The sequence below is a fragment of the Aromatoleum buckelii genome (assembly GCF_012910785.2).
GTDB lineage: Bacteria > Pseudomonadota > Gammaproteobacteria > Burkholderiales > Rhodocyclaceae > Aromatoleum > Aromatoleum buckelii.
In genome coordinates this window covers 444,703-464,385 of record NZ_WTVH02000010.1, presented here as the reverse complement: position 1 = coordinate 464,385, position 19,683 = coordinate 444,703, and the positions used below count along the sequence as shown (strand labels likewise).

20 protein-coding genes and 2 tRNA genes are annotated in these 19,683 nt (G+C 66.0%); 17 read left to right on the top strand and 5 right to left on the bottom strand.

All coding sequences use genetic code 11. The annotated features are described in order from the left end of the window. From GO608_RS12830 to GO608_RS12815, 4 genes are read left to right on the top strand one after another with little or no spacing between them, the layout of a single operon-like run. Positions 1-1,383 carry a M16 family metallopeptidase gene (locus GO608_RS12830; RefSeq protein ID WP_169198038.1) on the top strand — a complete coding sequence of 461 codons (1,383 nt, stop codon included), beginning with the start codon at positions 1-3 and terminating at the stop codon, positions 1,381-1,383. Further along, positions 1,380-1,919 carry a 16S rRNA (guanine(966)-N(2))-methyltransferase RsmD gene (gene rsmD / locus GO608_RS12825; RefSeq protein ID WP_169198037.1) on the top strand — a complete coding sequence of 180 codons (540 nt, stop codon included), beginning with the start codon at positions 1,380-1,382 and terminating at the stop codon, positions 1,917-1,919. Before GO608_RS12830 ends, rsmD begins: the two co-directional genes overlap by 4 nt. Next, a complete protein-coding gene (coaD, locus tag GO608_RS12820) occupies positions 1,916-2,407 on the top strand; it encodes a pantetheine-phosphate adenylyltransferase (protein ID WP_053420047.1) in 492 nt (163 codons plus the stop codon). The genes rsmD and coaD overlap by 4 nt, the downstream gene beginning before the upstream one ends. Positions 2,408-2,421: 14 nt before the next feature. Then, positions 2,422-2,676, top strand: a complete 255-nt coding sequence (locus tag GO608_RS12815; RefSeq protein ID WP_169198036.1) for a YfhL family 4Fe-4S dicluster ferredoxin — start codon at positions 2,422-2,424, stop codon at positions 2,674-2,676. 77 nt (positions 2,677-2,753) lie between these two features. Here GO608_RS12815 and GO608_RS12810 read toward each other — a convergent pair whose 3' ends face one another. Continuing rightward, the gene (locus GO608_RS12810; protein WP_169198035.1) at positions 2,754-4,730 is read right to left on the bottom strand and encodes a dynamin family protein; all 1,977 of its coding nucleotides are present in this window, start codon (positions 4,728-4,730) and stop codon (positions 2,754-2,756) included. Between the two features lie 156 nt (positions 4,731-4,886). After that, positions 4,887-5,702, bottom strand: coding sequence for a bifunctional DNA-formamidopyrimidine glycosylase/DNA-(apurinic or apyrimidinic site) lyase (gene mutM, locus GO608_RS12805; protein ID WP_169198034.1), 816 nt, complete (start codon positions 5,700-5,702; stop codon positions 4,887-4,889). 193 nt (positions 5,703-5,895) lie between these two features. Between mutM and GO608_RS12800 the strand changes: the two genes are divergently transcribed. The 7 genes from GO608_RS12800 (at position 5,896) to pth (ending at position 11,484) form a co-directional block, all read left to right on the top strand. Further along, positions 5,896-7,617: a tetratricopeptide repeat protein gene (locus GO608_RS12800; protein ID WP_169198033.1), complete on the top strand. Its 1,722-nt coding sequence runs from the start codon at positions 5,896-5,898 to the stop codon at positions 7,615-7,617. A gap of 29 nt (positions 7,618-7,646) precedes the next feature. Further along, positions 7,647-8,198, top strand: coding sequence for a lipoprotein insertase outer membrane protein LolB (gene lolB / locus GO608_RS12795; RefSeq protein WP_247003113.1), 552 nt, complete (start codon positions 7,647-7,649; stop codon positions 8,196-8,198). Then, positions 8,180-9,034: a 4-(cytidine 5'-diphospho)-2-C-methyl-D-erythritol kinase gene (gene ispE / locus GO608_RS12790; protein ID WP_169198031.1), complete on the top strand. Its 855-nt coding sequence runs from the start codon at positions 8,180-8,182 to the stop codon at positions 9,032-9,034. Before lolB ends, ispE begins: the two co-directional genes overlap by 19 nt. Before the next feature lie 19 nt (positions 9,035-9,053). After that, positions 9,054-9,130, top strand: a tRNA-Gln gene (locus tag GO608_RS12785). Positions 9,131-9,206: 76 nt separating this feature from the next. After that, positions 9,207-10,157, top strand: coding sequence for a ribose-phosphate pyrophosphokinase (locus GO608_RS12780; RefSeq protein ID WP_053420051.1), 951 nt, complete (start codon positions 9,207-9,209; stop codon positions 10,155-10,157). Between the two features lie 79 nt (positions 10,158-10,236). Continuing rightward, positions 10,237-10,842 carry a 50S ribosomal protein L25/general stress protein Ctc gene (locus tag GO608_RS12775; protein ID WP_169198030.1) on the top strand — a complete coding sequence of 202 codons (606 nt, stop codon included), beginning with the start codon at positions 10,237-10,239 and terminating at the stop codon, positions 10,840-10,842. Between the two features lie 51 nt (positions 10,843-10,893). Continuing rightward, positions 10,894-11,484, top strand: coding sequence for an aminoacyl-tRNA hydrolase (gene pth, locus GO608_RS12770; protein ID WP_169198029.1), 591 nt, complete (start codon positions 10,894-10,896; stop codon positions 11,482-11,484). A gap of 130 nt (positions 11,485-11,614) precedes the next feature. On the opposite strand, the gene GO608_RS12765 is transcribed toward pth, so the two are convergent. Next, positions 11,615-11,701 (bottom strand) — tRNA-Leu (locus GO608_RS12765). A gap of 47 nt (positions 11,702-11,748) precedes the next feature. Between GO608_RS12765 and queA the strand changes: the two genes are divergently transcribed. From queA to secF, 5 genes are all read left to right on the top strand, one after another. Then, positions 11,749-12,786, top strand: a complete 1,038-nt coding sequence (gene queA / locus GO608_RS12760; RefSeq protein WP_169198126.1) for a tRNA preQ1(34) S-adenosylmethionine ribosyltransferase-isomerase QueA — start codon at positions 11,749-11,751, stop codon at positions 12,784-12,786. Further along, positions 12,776-13,888, top strand: coding sequence for a tRNA guanosine(34) transglycosylase Tgt (tgt, locus tag GO608_RS12755; protein WP_169198028.1), 1,113 nt, complete (start codon positions 12,776-12,778; stop codon positions 13,886-13,888). Before queA ends, tgt begins: the two co-directional genes overlap by 11 nt. Before the next feature lie 101 nt (positions 13,889-13,989). Continuing rightward, positions 13,990-14,316, top strand: a complete 327-nt coding sequence (yajC, locus tag GO608_RS12750; protein WP_169116586.1) for a preprotein translocase subunit YajC — start codon at positions 13,990-13,992, stop codon at positions 14,314-14,316. A 74-nt stretch (positions 14,317-14,390) separates the two neighbouring features. Continuing rightward, on the top strand, positions 14,391-16,256 hold the full coding sequence (gene secD / locus GO608_RS12745) for a protein translocase subunit SecD (protein ID WP_169198027.1): 1,866 nt from the start codon (positions 14,391-14,393) through the stop codon (positions 16,254-16,256). 71 nt (positions 16,257-16,327) lie between these two features. Continuing rightward, positions 16,328-17,260, top strand: coding sequence for a protein translocase subunit SecF (secF, locus tag GO608_RS12740; protein ID WP_169198026.1), 933 nt, complete (start codon positions 16,328-16,330; stop codon positions 17,258-17,260). A gap of 95 nt (positions 17,261-17,355) precedes the next feature. On the opposite strand, the gene GO608_RS12735 is transcribed toward secF, so the two are convergent. Both GO608_RS12735 and purB read right to left on the bottom strand, forming a co-directional pair. Next, the gene (locus GO608_RS12735; RefSeq protein ID WP_169198025.1) at positions 17,356-17,673 is read right to left on the bottom strand and encodes a DUF2322 family protein; all 318 of its coding nucleotides are present in this window, start codon (positions 17,671-17,673) and stop codon (positions 17,356-17,358) included. 78 nt (positions 17,674-17,751) lie between these two features. After that, on the bottom strand, positions 17,752-19,119 hold the full coding sequence (gene purB / locus GO608_RS12730) for an adenylosuccinate lyase (RefSeq protein WP_169198024.1): 1,368 nt from the start codon (positions 19,117-19,119) through the stop codon (positions 17,752-17,754). Positions 19,120-19,250: 131 nt separating this feature from the next. On the opposite strand from purB, the gene apaG reads away from it, so the two are divergent. Beyond that, a complete protein-coding gene (gene apaG, locus GO608_RS12725; RefSeq protein WP_169198023.1) occupies positions 19,251-19,634 on the top strand; it encodes a Co2+/Mg2+ efflux protein ApaG in 384 nt (127 codons plus the stop codon). Positions 19,635-19,683: the final 49 nt, after the last annotated feature.

Below are 19,683 nucleotides of genomic sequence, written 5' to 3'. Positions count from 1 at the left end.
ATGAATCCGACCACCCTGATCCGGAAGATCGTCCCTGCCCGCGCGACGCTGCTCGCGCTGGCTGCCTTCGCAAGCTTCGGCACGGCGATTGCCGGCCCGGACATCCAGCACTGGACCGCGCCGACCGGCGCACGCGTGTTTTTCGTCGAAAGCCACGCGCTGCCGCTCGTCGACGTGCAGGTCACGTTCGCTGCCGGCGGCGCACTCGACCCGGCAGACGCGGCCGGCGTCGCGAGCCTGACGCGCAGCCTCCTCGATGCAGGGACGGAAAACCTGAACGAACAGCAGATCGCCGAACGGATCGCCGACACTGGCGCGCGCATCGGCGGCGGCACGGACAAGGACATGGCGGCTCTGTCGGTGCGCACCCTGTCGAGCGAGGCCGAGCGCGAAGCGGCAATCGGGCTCGCCGCGCGGCTGCTCGCGAAGCCGACATTCCCGGCGGAGATCCTCGAACGCGAGCGCGCGCGCAGCATCGCCGGCCTGCGCGACGCGCTGACGCGCCCGGACACCCTCGCCGCGCGCAGCTTCACCCGTGCGATCTACGGCGATCACCCCTATGGCCGACTCGTCACCGTCGAATCGCTGCAGCGGATCACGCGCGACCAGATCGAAGCGTTTCACCAGACGCACTACACCGCGCTCGCGGCCAGTGTCGCGATCGTCGGCGACGTCAGCCGCGACCAGGCCGAACGGATCGCGGTCCGCCTCACCGAAGCCCTGCCCGCCGGGACGCCGCCCGCCCCGCTGCCCCCGCCGCAGCTTCCGCCCCGCCTCGTCGAACATATCGAACACCCGTCTGCACAGGCCCATATCCTCATGGGAATGCCGGGAATCTCGCGCGACGACCCGGATTATTTCCCGCTCGTCGTCGGCAACTACGTCCTCGGCGGAGGCGGTTTCGTGTCTCGGCTGACGAAGGAAGTGCGCGAAAAACGCGGCTTCGCGTACAGCGTCTTCAGCTCGTTCCAGCCGCTGCGCGTCGCCGGCCCGTTCGAAATCGGACTGCAGACGCGCGGCAGCCAAGCCAAGGAGGCGCGGCAGGTGACGCGGGCGGTGCTCGACGAATTCGTCGCCGCCGGCCCGACCACCGACGAACTGCAAGCGGCCAAGGACAACTTCATCAACGGCTTCGGGCTGCGGCTCGACTCGAACCGCAAGATCCTCGACTACGTGTCGATGATCGGCTTCTACGGCCTGCCGCTGGACTGGCTCGACACCTATCCGGAGCGCGTCGCCGAAGTCACCGTCGAGGCGGTGCGCGACGCTTTCTCGCGCCGTATTCGCGACGAGCACCTCGTCACGGTGGTCGCCGGCGGCGACGGCGACGCGGTCGCCAATGGTGAACGTGCCCCCGCGGCCAGGGCGGAACCTTCCAATTGAGCCGGGTGCGCATCGTCGGTGGCGCATGGCGCTCGCGCCTCATCGACGTCGCGAAAGTCCCCGGCCTGCGGCCGACTCCCGACCGCGTGCGCGAGACGTTGTTCAACTGGCTCGGCCAGGACCTCACCGGCCTGACGTGCCTCGACCTCTTCGGCGGCTCGGGCATCCTTGGCTTCGAGGCCGCTTCGCGCGGCGCCTCGCGCGTGACGATCGTCGAGCACGACGCTCGCGCGTTTGCCGCATTGCGACAGGCGGCCAGGGCGCTGGACGCGGAGCAGGTAGAGGTGATACGCGGCGATGCGGTAAGATTCGCGCAAACGGCGTCGGAACGGTTCGACGTGGTCTTCCTCGATCCACCCTACAATCAAGGCTGGCTTGAGCGGTTGGAACCCTGGCTCGACCGGGTTCTGAAGCCGGACGGCTGGCTCTATGCGGAGTCGGAAACGCCGGTAGGCGGACTTGGCGCCTGGCGGACGACGAAGCAGGGTCGCGCCGGCCAGGTCCATTTCCATCTCTTGCAAGGGAGGCAAGAATGAAGGAAGGGGTCGCGATTTATCCGGGGACGTTCGATCCGTTCACCCGGGGCCACGAGGATCTGGTGCGCCGCGCGTCGCTGCTGTTCAACACGGTCGTCGTCGCGGTCGCCGAGAGCCACGGGAAAGCACCGATCTTCACGCTCGCCGAACGCGTCGAGATCGCCCGCGAGGTGCTGGCGCCGTTTCCGAACGTCGAAGTCACCGGTTTCGACGGGCTGCTGATGGACTTCCTGCGGCAACGCGACGCGCGGCTGATCCTGCGCGGACTGCGGGCGGTGTCGGATTTCGAGTACGAATTCCAGATGGCGGGAATGAACCGAAAGCTGTTTCCCGACGTCGAAACGGTGTTCCTAACGCCGGCCGAAGAATACATGTTCATTTCGGCGACGATGGTGCGTGAAATCGCTCGCCTGGGCGGCGATGTTAGCAAGTTCGTGCAGCCTGCCGTGAATCAGCGGCTGCTGCAGAAAGTGTCTTTGAAGCGATAGCGAGGAAGTAGAAGATGGCTCTGATGATTACGGACGAATGCATCAACTGCGATGTATGCGAACCGGAATGTCCCAATGGTGCGATCTACCAGGGGGATGAGATTTACGAGATCGATCCGGACAAATGCACCGAGTGCGTCGGTCATTTCGACGAACCGCAGTGCCAGCAGGTCTGTCCGGTCGACTGCATCCCGATGAACCCGGATGTGGTCGAAACGAAGGAACAACTGATGGAGAAGTTCGTCCGCCTGACCAGCCAGAAAGTTTGAGCAGTTCCCCCGCAGTGCGGGGAGCAGACAGGCGAAGCGCACCCTCCGGGGTGCGCTTTCTTTTTCCGGACTGGCGTTTACGCGGCGCAGGGAACCGGCGCGCCGGAGCGGGCAGCGACCGCCAATACCGAGGCGCCGAGCACCGCGTGGATCGCTCGCTCGAGCCCCGTCAGCTCGTCGAGCTGCGCGAGCATCGCGACCTCGGCCTGTTCGAGTTCAGCGATCCGCTCTTCGAGCGTGTCGGTTGCCTGGTGAATGCGCTTGACGCTCTCGAGCCGGCGCTTGAGCTGGAACTGGTATTCCCGCACCTGCGTCTCGAGCGGCGACATCACCGCGCGCAGCCAGCGCTCGACGTCCCGGTTCGCGACTTCGAACGTGCGCCGCGCCTGGACCGCGACCGTTTCGAAGAAACGTTGCGTCAGCGTGTGCTTTTCGGTCGTCACGAGCGTGAGCGCGGTGTTGATCTGGCGATTGAACGCGGCTTCGAGCCGTTCGAGTTCGCGCTCGTAGCGCAACGTCGAGAACGCTTCGGGTGCGGCGAGCTTCAGTCCGTGCTCGACGCTGAAACGCTTGTACATGCTGTCGAGCATACGCGTGATCTCAGCGATCTCGCCGGCCGATCGCGCAAGACTGGCGCGCAGATTTTCGAAGAAGCCTTCCATCGCCGCGCTCAGGCCTTTCGAGAACGTGGATTCGAGCATCGCTTCGCGGGTACGGCGCGTCTCGTCGCGCAACATGTCCATGCCGAGGTGCGCGAGCAGGTTGTTCGTCAGGTTCGAGAACACGCTCCGCACTGCGTAGTACTTCTGCAGCCCTTCCTCGAACTCGGTCTTTTCGGTGCGGATCTTGCGCATCATGTATTCGATGACGCTCTGGTTCTTGCCCCGCAGATCGGTGAGCTCGTGCAATTGCTCGCGCAGCCCGGAAAGCCGCGCGCCGAGGAGTTCGCGCGCCTGCAGGATCAGGTCGTCGGTTTCGCCGAGCGCACCGTTCCGGACGATTTCCTGCTTCGTCGGCAGCAGCTCCTCGCTGAGCGCGCGCTCGAGCGCGCCGAGGCGGCTGCGCTCGAGCAGCGCTTCGTCATCGTGGATCCGCGCGACCAGCCCTTTCTGCGCCGACACCGGGAAGACGCTTTCGACAGGCACATCGAGCGCCTCGGCGACCGAGTGCAGCTGCCGGTCGATTTCCTCGTCGATGCGGGCCTCGTCGCGCAGGCCGTCCCACAGGCCGTCGATCTTGTTCAGCACGACGAGCCCGCCTCTCCTTCCTCCGCCCGGCCCGCCGCGCACGTATTCGCGCCACACTGCGAGGTCGCTGTGCGTGACACCGGTATCAGCGGCGAGGATGAACAGCACCGCGTGCGCATTCGGCAGCAGCGACAGTGTGAGTTCGGGTTCCGCGCCGATCGCGTTGAGTCCCGGCGTGTCGAGCACGACCAGCCCCTGTTCGAGCAGCGGGTGCGGAAACTGGACCACGACGTGCCGCCAGCTCGGGATTTCGACGAGACCGTCCGAACCGGGCTTGAGCCCGTCCGCGCTGTCCGGATCGACTTCGAAGCCGAGCTGCCGCGCCTCGACGGGCGACACCCGCTCGGTGTCGCCGACCCGCGAGAATCCCTGCTGCAGACTGCCGACCGAGCCGACGTCGAGCGGCAGCACGAGCCATTCCTGCGCGAAGCGTTTGAGCTCGCTGACACTCGCGTGCGTCGCGCGGGTGCGGATCGGCAGCAGACGGATCTCGGGGCGCGCATCTGCGCTCCATTCCAGTTCGGTCGGACACATCGTCGTGCGACCGGCGCTCGACGGCAGCACGCGGTCGCCATAGCCGGAGAAAAAGAGCGCGTTGATCAGTTCCGACTTGCCGCGCGAGAACTCGGCGACGAAAGCGACCGTGAGCTTGTCGTCGCGCAGGCGTTCGAGCACGCACTGCAGCCGCAGGTCGCCCTGCGCATCGCCGATCTCGTTGTGCGACAGCCATTGCCGCAAACGGCCGACCGCCGACGAGGCGGCGGCCCGCCACTGGCTGTAAGCCGAGAATTGGTCAACCAGGCTCATGTCGTCTCGCTCGCGCGCGGAGGTTCGCCCGCGCAAAAATTACACACCGCGCCAGCATAACCCCGTTTCCGGCGCCATCCAATTTGGGACACGCGGAATGTAACGACGGTATCCCGCCGGTATCGCTCCGCCGGGGGAGAGGTTTTCCGGGGCCGTTCAGCGACGCTGGCAGCGCGGGCAGAAAAAAGTCGAGCGCTGGCCGACCACGACGCGGCGAACGGGCGTGGCACATACCCGGCACGCCAGGCCTTCGCGCCCGTACACGAAGTACTGCTGCTGGAAATACCCGGCGCGCCCGTCTCCGCCGACGAAGTCGCGCAACGTGCTGCCGCCGGCGTCGATCGCCGCGAGCAGCGTTTCGCGCACCGACGCGACAAGGCGCGCGAGGCGCTGCGGCCCGATCGCGCCGGCCGGTTCGAGCGGATGGATGCGGGCGCGGAACAAGCTCTCGGACGCGTAGATGTTGCCGACTCCGACGACACGATGCGCATCCATCAGCGTCTGCTTGATCGACATCCGCACTCCTCGCGTCGCCTCATGCAGCCAGGCACCGGTAAAACCGCTCTCGAGCGGCTCGCAGCCGAGCGCCGCGAGCAGCGGATGGGACAAGCCGTCGCCCGCGTGCCACAGCACGAGGCCGAACCGGCGCGGATCGCGCAGCCGCAGCGCCTCGGCGCCGAACACCAGGTCGACGTGATCGTGCACGCCCGCGGGCTCGTCGGCCGACACCACCCGGAGGCTGCCGGACATGCCCAGATGCACGAGGACGCTGCCGTGCGGAAAGTCCAGCAGCAGGTATTTCGCGCGGCGTCGCACGTCCTGCAGTCGCTCGCCGACAAGCGTCTGCGCGAGATCCGCGGGCACTGGCTGACGCAGCCGCGGATTGCGCACTTCGAGCGCAGTCAGCGTCCGCCCGGCGACGAACGGGCGAATGCCGCGGCACGTGATTTCCACCTCCGGCAATTCCGGCATCGGCAATCCTTCTTCGAATTCCTCACGCAAGCGCGTGCTTGCTCATGCGACGTGAAACTGCATAACATGGGGCGAACGGAATCGCCTCCGGCCCTTCTAATCCACCACTACCTCGTTGGCGGACCCCAGCATACAGCCGGATACGGCGACTTGCAGCGTCCGCGGCTTCACGGAATCCCCTCGGGCATCAACCATGAATCGCACTCTTTCCCTGCTCACTGCCGGCCTCGGGCTGGCGATCGCGTTTGCGTTCCCGGCATTCGCCCAGACGGTCGACCCCGACGCCGATGCCCCTTCGACGGCGGCGACCGACATTCCCGGGCAGTCACTGACCGCGCAGATGCTGTACACGTTCCTGTTGGCCGAAATCGCCGGGGCCCGTGGCGATCTCAGCGTCTCGGTGCAAGCCTACCTCGATCTGGCGCAACGCACGCGCGACCCCCGCATCGCGCGGCGCGCAGTCGAAATCGCGCTGTTCGCGCGCGACCTCTCGGCCGCCACCGAAGCAGCCAGGATCTGGGTCGACGTCGAGCCCGAGTCCGCCGAAGCCCGGCGCGTGATGGCAGGCATTCTCTCGGGCGGCAGCGGGCAGCTCGAACAGGTGCAAATCCAGCTCGCGCGCCTGCTCGCAGAGTCGCCGGACCAGATCGAAAACCACCTGATGGGGCTCAACCGCGCGTTCGCGCGCATCAGTGACAAGCAGGCGGTGAAAGGCATCGTCGACCGCCTGACCGAACCGTACCTCGACCTCCCCGAGGCGCAGTTCGCCCGCGCGCAGGCCGCGATCGCCGCCGACGACGCGATCGCATCCCTCGCCGCGATCGACCTCGCGCTGGGGCTTCGCCCGGACTGGGAGCTTGCGATCCTGTTCAAGGCGCAGCTGCTGGCGCAGTCCGACTCGCCCGACGCGGCGCTGCAGCTCATCAAGGAGCATATCGACCGTCACCCCGAGAGCCAGAACGCGCGTGTCGCCTACGCGCGGGGGCTGGTTTCGGCGCGCCGCTTCGACGCGGCACGCGACGAATTCCGCAAGCTCCTCGACAACGCGCCGGATGATCGCGACCTGATGTACGCGGTCGGCCTGCTGTCGGCCCAGCTCGACGATTTCGACGCCGCGGCGCCGCTGCTCGAGCAGGCGCTGAACGCCGGCCATCCGGAAGCGGACGGCATCCGCCTCAACCTCGGCCAGATCGCCGAACGCCGCGACGACAGCGAAGGCGCGCTGCGCTGGTACCGCACCGTCGAGCCCGGACGCCACCACACCGACGCCCAGATCCGCATCGCGGCGCTGCTCGCGCAACAGGGAAAACTGCAGCACGCGCGCGAACATCTGCAGTCGGTGCAGGCGGGACCCGACACGATCAAGCGCCTGCGGCTCGCCGAATCGCAACTGCTGCGGGCCGAAGGGCGCGAAGCCGAAGCGCTCGAACTCCTCGACGGCGAACTGCGCAAGGCACCTGAAGACCCGGACCTGCTCTACGAGTCGTCGATGCTCGCCGAACAGCTCGGCCAGCTCGACGTCATGGAAGGGCGCCTGCGCAAGCTCATCGCGCTGCAACCGGACCACGCCCACGCCTACAACGCGCTCGGGTATTCGCTGGCCGACCGCGGACTGCGCCTCGACGAAGCCGAAACGCTGATCGCGCGCGCACTGGAACTGACGCCCGGCGATCCCTTCATCCTCGACAGCATGGGCTGGGTCAACTTCCGTCAGGGCGACACGGCCACGGCGCTCGCACATCTCGAAAAAGCCTACAGCCTGCGTCCCGACCCCGAAATCGCCGCCCACTTGGGCGAAGTGTTGTGGAGCCTGAACCGCCAAGCCGACGCCACGCGGATCTGGAACGAAGCCTTGCAAGCTCACCCGGACAGCACGGTGTTGAAGAACATCATGCAGCGTTTCGGCCATCGATGAACCGGCGTCTTGCAAGGTTCGGGGCGATCGTGGCGTTCACGACCGCCGGGCTGTCCGGCTGCGCGATCCAGCCCGCCCCGCCGGCGACGACAGTCGCGGCGCGGGCGATCGCATCGTCGTTCGAACTCGAAGGCCGCATTTCGGCGACGGACGGCGAGCGCGCCGCGAACGGCGGACTGCAATGGTTTCACTCGCCGGCCGTCGACGAATGGACCGTCCTGAGCCCGCTCGGCCAGATCGTCGGCCAACTCGTCACGACCGCGGAAGGCGCCCAACTGCGCACCGCGGACGGCCGCGTCGAGCACAGCGACGACACCGCTGCAATGCTGCACCGACTGCTCGGCGTCGCCGCACCGCTCGACGGACTCGCCTACTGGGTGCAGGCGACAGCACGCCCCGGCGCCCGCGTGCTCGACACCGACGAGCGGGGCCGGCCGGCCCGCATCACCGACGCCGGCTGGACGATCGAGTACGTCGAATATGCCGGCGCCAGCGCCGAGGCGTTGCCGCGCCGGATCGATGCCCACTGGGGCGACGCCCGGATCCGGCTTATCATCGACCAATGGACACCGCTGAATTGACCCGTCTCGCCGATTGCCCGGCGCCGGCGAAGCTGAACCTCTTCCTGCATGTCATCGGGCGCCGTCCGGACGGCTACCACCTGCTGCAAACCGCGTTTCGCCTGCTCGACTGGGGCGATGCGCTGTCGTTCGAGCTGCGCCACGACGGCGTCGTCGCGCGCGTCACCGACCTTCCCGGCGTTCCCGCCGAACATGACCTCGTCGTGCGCGCCGCGCGGCTGCTGCAGTCATACACCGGCTGCCGGCTCGGCGCCGACATCTGCGTGGATAAGCGGCTGCCGATGGGCGGCGGTCTCGGCGGCGGCAGTTCGGACGCCGCGACGACGCTGATCGCGCTGAACCGTCTGTGGCGCACCGGCGTCCGCGGTGAAGAGCTTGCTGCGCTCGGACTGCGCCTCGGCGCCGACGTCCCGTTTTTCATCTTCGGCCGCGACGCTTTTGCCGAAGGGGTCGGCGACGAACTGCGCCCGCTCGACCTCCCGCCCGCCTGGTACGTCGTCGTCGCGCCACCGGTCACCGTACCCACCGTGGAAATTTTTGCAGCGCAGGAGTTGACGCGGAATACCGAACCCATCAAAATTACGGACTTCGCAACGAGCACCACTCGTAACGATCTGCAAGCGGTTGCGTGCAGCCGTTATCCCGAGATCGGTGCAGCAATCGACTGGCTGGCGCAGTTTGCGCCGGCGCGAATGACCGGTTCGGGCGCCTGCATTTTTGCGCAGGTGGCAAGCGAGGACGATGCCGAACGCATCGTTGCAAGCTGTCCGGGGTCGTGCCGGGCATGGAAGGCGCGCAGCGTGATGCAGCATCCGCTTCGGGACTGGGTCGATTGAGCGGGCGAAAAGGTTTTACTGGGGAGTCGCCAAGTTGGTCAAGGCACCGGATTTTGATTCCGGCATTCGAAGGTTCGAATCCTTCTTCCCCAGCCAGTAAATTACGGGCAGGCCGCGCGCCTGCCCGTATCGTTTTTATCGCCACCATTCTATCGGCATCGGAGTTTCGGACATGGCCTACGGCAGCCTGATGGTCTTCACCGGCAACGCCAACCCCAAGCTTGCCTCGGACGTCGTGCGCAGACTGGGCATTTCGATCGGGGCGGCCACGGTGGGCCGGTTCTCCGACGGTGAAGTCAATATCGAACTGCTCGAGAACGTCCGCGGCAAGGACATCTTCGTCCTGCAGCCGACCTGCTCGCCGACCAACGAGAACCTGATGGAACTGCTGGTCCTCGTCGATGCGCTCAAGCGCGCGTCCGCCGGCCGCATCACTGCAGCAATCCCCTACTTCGGCTATGCCCGCCAGGACCGCCGCCCGCGCTCGGCGCGCGTGCCGATCACCGCGAAAGTCGTCGCCAACATGCTGCAGGCCGTCGGCGTGCAGCGCCTCCTGACGATGGACCTGCACGCCGACCAGATCCAGGGGTTCTTCGACATCGCGGTCGACAACGTGTATGCGGCCCCGGTGCTGCTCGCCGACCTCGACAAGCAAAAATACGATGACCTGCTGGTCGTGTCGCCCGACGTCGGCGGCGTCGTTCGCGCCCGCGCGTTCGCCAAGCGCATGGAATGCGATCTGGCGATCATCGACAAACGCCGCCCGAAGGCGAACGTGTCCGAAGTCATGAACATCATCGGCGAGGTCAAGGATCGCACCTGCGTGATCATGGACGACATCGTCGATACCGCCGGCACGCTGTGCAAGGCCGCGACCGCGCTGAAGGAAAACGGCGCCCGCCGGGTCCTGTCGTACTGCACCCACGCGGTGCTGTCCGGGTCGGCTGCGGCGCGCATCGCCGATTCCGATCTCGACGAACTGGTCGTCACCGACACGATCCCGCTGCGCGACGACGCGAAAGCCTGTTCGCGCATCCGCCAGATCTCGGTCGCCTCGCTGCTCGCCGACACCGTGCTGCGGATCAGCAACGAGGAATCGGTCAGCTCGCTGTTCATGGAATGAATTTTCGCCGCCGGCACGAGCCGGCGGCCCAACCCATCCGCCTGGTCGCGGGCGGATCGTTTCAACCAGGAGTCACACAATGCAAATCGAATTCAAGGCCACCCAGCGCGTGGAACAGGGCACGGGTGCGAGCCGCCGCCTGCGTCGCGCCGGCCAGATCCCCGGCATCATCTACGGTGCCGACGCCGACGCCCAGGCGATCACGGTCGACCACAACGAGCTCTACCACCTGCTGAAGAAGGAAACTTTCCACGCTTCGGTGCTGGGGATCGAGATCGAAGGCGCCAAGCAGACCGTCGTGCTGCGCGACGTCCAGTGGCATCCGTACAAGCAGCAAGTGCTGCACCTCGACTTCCAGCGCGTCGATGCGGGCCACAAGCTCCACCTGAAGGTGCCGCTGCACTTCATCAACAACGACACCAATCCGGCGGTCAAGCTCGGCGGCTGCATGATCTCGCACACGATGACCGAACTCGACGTCGCCTGCCTGCCGGCGAACCTGCCTGAATTCATCGAAGTCGACCTGCAGACGCTCGAAGCCGGCCAGTCGATCCACGTCTCGCAGCTCAATCTGCCCGAAGGCGTCGAAGTCGTCCACCACGGCGAAGGCGACCCGGTCGTCGCGACCGCGCTGATGGTCAAGGGCGGCGCAGCCGAGGCCGCCGAAGGCGAAGCCGCGGCCTGAGGCTGCGACTTCTCGTTCGCAGCCCGCCGGGATCATGAGGATATCGATTCGATGAGCGCAGCAGCCCCGCGCCTCGTCGTCGGCCTCGGCAATCCCGGCGCCGAATACACCGAAACCCGGCACAACGCCGGGTTTTGGTTTTGTGAGCGGCTCGCCGACAATCTCGGCGTGCGTTTCAGCCACGAGTCGCGTTTTCATGGCTTCGTCGCCCATGCACGCGATGCAGGCGTGTGGCTGCTGATGCCGCAGACTTACATGAACCGCTCGGGCCAGTCGGTCGGGGCGCTCGCGCGCTTCTACCGCATCGCGCCCGCCGAGATCCTCGTCGTGCATGACGAACTCGACATCCCTCCGGGTCAGTTGCGGCTGAAATTCGGCGGCGGACTCGGCGGCCACAACGGTCTCAAGGATACGTCGGCTCACCTCGCCACCAACGATTACTGGCGGCTGCGCATTGGTATCGGCCATCCGGGCGACCGCAACGAAGTCGTGAATTACGTGCTGAAATCCGCGCGTCGTGAAGAACAGGTGCAGATCGACGAAGCGCTCGACCGTGCACTGGAAGCGTGGCCGCTGATCGCGCGCGGCGAATGGAATGCCGCCACCACCCGACTCAACGCCCGCCCGGCCGCGCCGAGGTAGGCTGAAATGGAGCCCGGCGTTTCGTACACCTGCCCCCGGTCATTGATGGCACGTTGCTGGGAAATTGCCGCCGGCGGCAGCCCGCTTCAGTTGCAAGCCATTGATTCCACAATTAGAATCATGTCTTGACTGGTGCCGGAAGAGGGACTCGAACCCTCACAGTGTCACCACCGGCGGATTTTGAATCCGCTGCGTCTACCGATTCCGCCATCCCGGCAGGGAAGCGCCGCATTATCCATGAAACTGCCCCCCACCAGCAAGCGCATGTCACTGACTCTCGACGATTTCGATTATTTACTCCCGCCCGAACTGATCGCCCAGGCACCGCTTGCCGAGCGTTGCGCCAGCCGTCTGCTGGTGCTCGACGGCGAGCGCCTGGATGATCGCGGTTTTTGCGACTTGCCGGAACTGGTGCAGCCCGGCGATCTGCTGGTATTCAATGACACGCGAGTCATCCACGCGCGCCTGTACGGCACGAAGGAAACCGGCGGTCACATCGAAGTCCTCATCGAACGCGCGGTCGGCCCGCACGAAGCGCTTGCCCAAATCCGCGCGAGCAAGTCGCCACGCGCCGGCAGCCGGCTGCGCCTCGCGGACGCGTTCGATGTCACCGTGCTCGGCCGCGTCGGCGAATTCTTCCATCTGCGCTTCCCCGACAGCGACGACCTCCTCGATCTGCTCGAAGACCACGGCAAGCTGCCGCTGCCGCCTTACATCGACCGCAGCGCCGACGAGCACGATGAGTCGCGCTACCAGACCGTGTATGCGCGCGAGCGCGGTTCGGTCGCGGCGCCGACCGCCGGGCTCCATTTCGACCAGCCGATGCTCGCCGAACTGGCGAAGAGAGGCGTGCGCGGTGCATGGCTGACGCTGCATGTCGGCGCGGGCACGTTCCAGCCAGTGCGCGTCAACGACCTCGGCGAGCACCGCATGCACCGCGAACGGTACGTGATACCGCAGGAAACCGTGGACGCGATCGCCGCGACGCGGGCGGCAGGGCGTCGCGTCATCGCAGTCGGCACGACCAGCCTGCGCGCACTCGAAGGCGCCGCGCAGGACGGGCCGCTCGAAGCGGGCACCGGCGAGACCGAACTCTTCATCCTGCCGGGCTACCGCTTCCAGGTCGTCGATGCGTTAATCACGAACTTCCACCTGCCGAAATCGACGCTGCTGATGCTGGTGTCGGCGTTCGCGGGTCTCGAGCCGATGCGCCGCGCGTACGCGCACGCGGTCGACCACTCCTACCGATTCTTCAGCTACGGCGATGCCATGTTCATCACCCACCGCAACGATGCAATTTGAACTCCTCGCCCAGCACGGCACGGCACGTCGCGGCCGCCTGACGCTCGCCCATGGCACCGTCGACACCCCGGCGTTCATGCCGGTCGGCACCTACGGCACCGTCAAGGCGATGACGCCCGCCGCACTCGCCGATACCGGCGCGCAGATCTGTCTCGGCAACACGTTCCACCTCTGGCTGCGCCCCGGCCTCGACGTCGTCGGCGCGCACGGCGGGCTGCACCGCTTCATGAACTGGGACCGGCCGATCCTCACCGACTCCGGCGGCTTCCAGGTGTTCAGCCTCGGCGCGCTGCGCAAGATCACCGAGGAAGGCGTGAAGTTCGCGTCGCCGATCGACGGCGCGAAGCTTTTCCTGACGCCGGAAGAGTCGATGCGCATCCAGACGGTGCTGAACTCGGACATCGCGATGATCTTCGACGAATGCACGCCGCACCCGGCGACGCACGACGAGGCGGCGAAGTCGATGCAGCTGAGCCTGCGCTGGGCGCGCCGCTCGCGCGACGAGTTCGACCGGCTCGCGAACCCGAACGCGCTGTTCGGCATCGTCCAGGGCGGCATGTTCGAAGACCTGCGCGACGAATCGCTGGCCGCGCTCGACGCGATCGGCTTCTCCGGCTACGCGATCGGCGGCCTGTCGGTCGGCGAACCGAAGGAAGACATGGCACGCATCCTCGCACACACCGCGCCGCGCCTGCCCGCCGGCCGGCCGCGCTATCTGATGGGGGTCGGCACGCCGGAGGACATCGTCGCCGGCGTAGCAGCCGGGATCGACATGTTCGATTGCGTGATGCCGACCCGCAATGCGCGAAACGGCTGGCTCTTCACCCGCTACGGCGACATCAAGATCAAGAACGCGACGCACAAGCAGGACACCCGCCCGCTCGACCCGTCGTGCGACTGCTACACCTGCCGCAACTTCAGCCGCGCCTATCTGCACCACCTGCACCGCGCCGGCGAAATCCTCGGCAGCATGCTGAACACCATCCACAACCTGCGCTATTACCAGACGCTGACGGCAGAACTGCGCACGGCGATCGCCACCGGCGACTTCGATAGCCACGTCGCGCGCTTCCACTCCGATCGTTCGACCGGCATTCATTGACACGCCAACGGTCGCGGCGCCAGGCGGGCGGGCGCCGCGACGAGGCGCGACTTATCCTGCTGCTATAATCGGCCGCTTTACGCAACCACCCGGAGTCCCACGTGTTCATTTCCAACGCTTACGCCCAGGCCGCACCTGCGGGCGACCCGACCGGCGGCCTGATGGGCATGCTGCCGCTGATCCTGATGTTCATCGTGCTGTGGTTCCTGATGATCCGCCCGCAGATGAAGCGCGCCAAAGAACACAAGGCGATGGTCGCGGCGATCGCGAAAGGCGACGAAATCGTCACCCAGGGTGGCATCGCCGGTCGCGTGACCCAGGTGGGCGAAAATTTCCTGCACGTCGAAGTGGCCGACAACGTCAATATCATCGTCCAGGCCCAATCGGTCACCAACGTGCTGCCGAAGGGCACGCTGAAGACCCTGTGAGGCCCGCGGCGGCGTGAGCGTCCCGATCCGCCGCCCCTGCGCTTGGCGCCTCCCCACCCCACTTCATTCAAGTCATGAACCGCTACCCGCTCTGGAAGAACATCCTCATTGGTCTGGTCCTGTTCTTCGGCCTGATCTACACCCTTCCCAACTTCTATGGTGAAGTCCCCGCAGTTCAGGTCTCCAGCGGCAAAGCGACGCTCAAGCTCGATTCCGCGCTGGCCGCTCCGATCGAACAGGCGCTGCGCGACGCCCAGGTCCCCTACGACGGGCTGTTCGTCGACGCCAACAGCATCCGCGTGCGGCTCGCGAGCACCGAGAACCAGCTGCGCGCGAAGGACGCGATCGAGAAACGGCTCAATCCCGATCCCAGCGATCCTTCCTATATCGTCGCGCTGAACCTGCTGTCGGCTTCGCCGACCTGGCTCACCGCGATTCACGCGCTGCCGATGTACCTCGGCCTCGATCTGCGCGGCGGCGTGCATTTCCTGCTCGAAGTGGACATGCCGGGCGCGATCACGAAGCGCCTCGACGCGACCGCCGGCGACCTGCGCACGCTGCTGCGCGACAAGGACGTGCGCCACGCGGGCATCGTGCGCGAAGGCAATGCCATCCAGCTGCGCTTTCGCGACGCGGCCCAGCGCGACGCGGCACGCAACGCGATCCTCGACAGCACGCGCGACCTCCAGCTCGTCGACCGCGACGACGGCTCGACCGACCTGAAGCTGATCGCGACGCTGACTCCGGTCGCCCAGCAGACGATCCGCGACTTCGCGATCAAGCAGAACATCACGACGCTGCACAACCGCATCAACGAGCTCGGCGTCGCCGAGCCGGTGATCCAGCAGCAGGGCGCCGACCGCATCGTCGTGCAGCTGCCGGGCGTGCAGGACGTCGCGAAAGCGAAGGACATTCTCGGGCGCACAGCGACGCTCGAAGTGCGCATGGTCGACGACAGCCCGGGCGCACTCGAAGCCGCGCTCGCCGGCAACGTGCCGTTCGGCACCGAGCTCTACACCGAGCGCGGTGGCTCGCCGCTGCTGGTGCGCTCGCAGGTCGTGCTGACCGGGGATCGCCTCACCGATGCGCAGCCCGGCTTCGACGGGCAGACCAACGAGCCGGCCGTGCACCTGACGCTCGACGCCGCCGGCAGCCGCATCTTCCGCGACGTCACGCGCGAGAACGTCGGCAAGCGCATGGCGATCCTGCTGATCGAAAAAGGCAAGGGCGAAGTCGTCACCGCGCCGGTGATTCGCAGCGAGATCGGCGGCGGCCGCGTGCAGATCTCCGGCAGCATGACGACCACCGAGGCGAACGACGTCGCGCTGCTGCTGCGCGCCGGCAGCCTCGCCGCGCCGATGGAGATCATCGAGGAACGCACCGTCGGCCCAAGCTTGGGCGCCGACAACATCGCCAAGGGGTTCAATTCGACGCTGTGGGGCTTCATCGCGATCGCGGTGTTCATGAGCGGGTATTACATGCTGTTCGGCGTGGTGTCGGTGATCGCGCTGGCGGCGAACCTGCTGCTGCTGGTCGCGCTGCTGTCACTCCTGCAGGCGACGCTGACCCTGCCCGGCATCGCCGCGATGGCGCTGACGCTCGGCATGGCGATCGACGCGAACGTGCTGATCAACGAACGGATTCGCGAGGAACTGCGCAACGGCGTGTCGCCCCAGGCAGCGATCCACACCGGCTACGATCGCGCGTTCGATACGATTCTCGACTCGAACATCACGACACTGATTGCCGGCATCGCGCTGCTGGTGTTCGGCTCCGGCCCGGTGCGCGGCTTCGCGGTCGTGCACTGCCTCGGCATCCTGACCTCGATGTTCAGCGCGATCCTGATCTCGCGCATGCTCGTGAACCTGATCTACGGTCGGCGCCGCAAAGTCGAGAGCCTGTCGATCGGCCAGATCTGGAAACCCGGCAAAGCCAGCTGAACGAGCACCTGACGAACACGCAAGGAATGCGGCGCCCGGCGCCGCCCCTGATGCAACCAAAGGCCTGAGAAATGGAATTCTTCCGCATCAAGAAAGATATCCCGTTCATGCGCCATGCGCTGACGTTCAATATCATCTCGTTCATCACTTTCCTGCTCGCGGTGTTCTTTCTCGCGACCAGCGGCCTGCACCTGTCGGTCGAATTCACCGGCGGCACGCTGGTCGAAGTCACGTACCCCGAGGCGCCCGAACTGGAACCGATCCGCGAGGCGCTCGACGACGCCGGTTACCCTGACGCCCAGGTGCAGAATTTCGGCAGCGCCCGTGACGTGCTGATCCGTCTGCCGAACCGCGATGACCTCGATACTGGGCGGGTTTCCGAGCTGACCATGGCGACGCTGCAGTCGGTCGCCGGACCTGCGCCGGAGCTGCGGCGCGTCGAGTTCGTCGGCCCGCAAGTCGGGAAGGAACTCGCGTCCGACGGTGCAATGGCGCTGCTGCTGGTGATTTTCGGCATTGTCGTGTATCTGGCGATCCGCTTCGAATGGCGCTTCGCGGTGTCCGCGATCATCGCCAACCTCCACGACGTCATCATCATCCTGGGTTTCTTCGCGTTCTTCCAGTGGGAATTCTCGCTGCCGGTGCTCGCCGCCGTGCTGGCGGTGCTCGGCTACTCGGTGAACGAGTCGGTCGTCGTGTTCGACCGCGTGCGCGAAACCTTCAAGAAGCGCCGCAACCTCTCGACGCCCCAAGTGCTCGACCACGCGATCACGTCGACGATCTCGCGCACGGTGATCACGCATGGCAGCACGCAGATGATGGTGCTGTCGATGCTGCTGTTCGGCGGCGCGACGCTGCACTACTTCGCGATGGCGCTGACGATCGGCATCCTGTTCGGCATCTACTCGTCGGTGCTCGTCGCGAGCCCGCTCGTGATGTGGCTCGGCGTATCGCGCGAGCAGTTCGTCAAGCCGAAGCGGGAAAAGGAAGAAGCGGTCGTGTGAGCGCCGCGCGAGGGGACGGCGGTCCCTCGCCACGCGATACCACTCCGGGGGCGCCTCGACGCGCCCCGGCCAGAAGCACTTTCAACGCGCGGACGTCACACCGCGAAAACCTGCTTCACCCGCAGTGTCTCGCCGCGCTCGATCAGCCCGATCAGGCGGTCGATGTTCGGATGCTTGCCGGGATTCGCGCGGGCGTCCTCGCTATGCTCGCCGTACAGCTCGAGCCCTTTCCGCGCCGCTTCGGCACCGATCGCGCCGTAAAGCTGCGCGAGGTGGTTATAGACCGCCAGCGAGCCGGCCTGCCCGGCCTTGTTCTCGATCGTGGCGACGATCGAATCGTCCGCATCGATGAGGTTCAGCGCGGCCAGGTGCGAGATTTTCGGCAACTGCTTGAGGTTGTCGGCAAAAGCCATTGGAACTCCGGTTGATTGCGATGGCGGCAGAACGCCACCCGCAGGTGGCGCTCGTCGAGGCCCGTTGCGTGACAGCGCTCAGATGCGTTTCGCCAGCGCCGCGGCCTTGCCGACGTAGCTCGCGGGCGTCATCGCCAGCAGCCGGGCACGGTCCGCTTCGGGAATCGCGAGCCCGCCGATGAACTCGTGCAGCGCCTCGCGCGTGATGCCTTTGCCGCGCGTCATCGCCTTGAGCTGCTCGTACGGGTTCTCGATGCCGAAGCGCCGCATCACCGTCTGCACCGGCTCGGCAAGCACTTCCCAGGCGCCGTCGAGGTCGGCCGCGAGCCGTGCCGGCTCGGCTTCGAGCTTGTTCAGACCGCGCAGGCACGAATCGAGCGCCAGCACCATGTGGCCGAAACCGACCCCCATGTTGCGCAGCACTGTCGAATCGGTCAGGTCGCGCTGCATCCGCGACACCGGCAGTTTTTCAGAGAAGTGACGCAGCACACCATTGGCGATGCCGAGGTTGCCTTCGGCGTTCTCGAAATCGATCGGATTGACCTTGTGCGGCATCGTCGACGAACCCACTTCGCCTTCCTTGAGCTTCTGCTTGAAATAACCCAGCGAGATGTACATCCAGAAGTCGCGGCAGGCATCGATCAGGATCGTGTTCGTGCGCGCCATCGCATCGAAGAGTTCGGCCATCGCGTCGTGCGGTTCGATCTGGATCGTGTACGGGTTGAATTCGAGGCCGAGGGATTCGATGAAGCCGCGGTTGAAGCTTTCCCAGTCGAATTCGTCCCATGCCGACAGGTGGGCATTGTAGTTGCCGACCGCGCCGTTGAACTTCGCCGTCAGCGACACGCGGGCGATCGCGGCACGCGCGCGGACCAGGCGCGCAGCGATGTTGGCCATCTCCTTGCCGAGTGTCGTCGGGCTCGCCGGCTGACCGTGGGTGCGGGACAGCATCGCCAGGTCGGCGTGCTGGTGCGCAAGCTCGCGCACCCGGGCGATGACGCGATCGAGCGCCGGCAGCAGCACCGCGTCGCGCCCCTCGCGCAGCATCAGCGCATGCGACGTGTTGTTGATGTCTTCCGACGTGCACGCGAAATGGATGAACTCGGAGACTTTCGTGACTTCGGCGTTATGCCCGAGGCGTTCCTTCAGCCAGTACTCCATCGCCTTGACGTCGTGGTTCGTGGTCGCTTCGATCGCCTTGACCGCTTCGCTGTCCGCGGGCGAGAAATCGGCGACCAGCGCATCGAGTTCGGAGACGGTCACAGTGGAGAACGGCGCGATCTCGGCGAGGCCCGGCTCGGCGGCAAGCGCCTTCAGCCAGGCGACTTCGACTTTCACCCGGTTGCGGATCAGGCCATGCTCGGAGAAGTGTTCGCGCAGGCCCGCAACCTTGTCGTGGTAACGGCCGTCGAGCGGAGAAAGAGCGGTCAGGGGCGAAACGGACATAAGGGAATTTCCGGGCAAAGGTGCTATTTTACCCTTCCGGGCCCCTGGCGAGCGTTCGCCGGCGAGGATGTTCTCCGTTCGTCCGAACAACTGTCGAACCATCAAACCCGCCCCAGCCGAGAGACCAGACTATGAGCGAATCCGAAAAATATCGCATCAAGGTGGAAGCCACCGCCGAGTTTGTACCGGGACAATCCGACCCGGACGAAAATCGTTACGTCTTTGCATACCACATCACGCTGACGAACACCGGCGAGGTGCCTGCGCAGCTGATCAGCCGGCACTGGGTCATCACCGACGGCGCGGGCAAAGTCCAGGAAGTGCGCGGACTCGGGGTGATCGGCGAACAGCCGATGCTCGCGCCCGGCCAGCAGTTCAGCTATTCGAGCGGCTCCGTCCTCGAAACTCCGGTCGGCACGATGCAGGGCAGCTACCAGATGGCGGCCGAGGACGGCCACCGTTTCGACGCCGAAATCCCGGCCTTCATGCTGGCGATGCCACGCGTGCTGCACTGAGCGGAGCATCCCGCTGCCCGCGTCGGGAGGCGAATCCGGGAATTCGAAT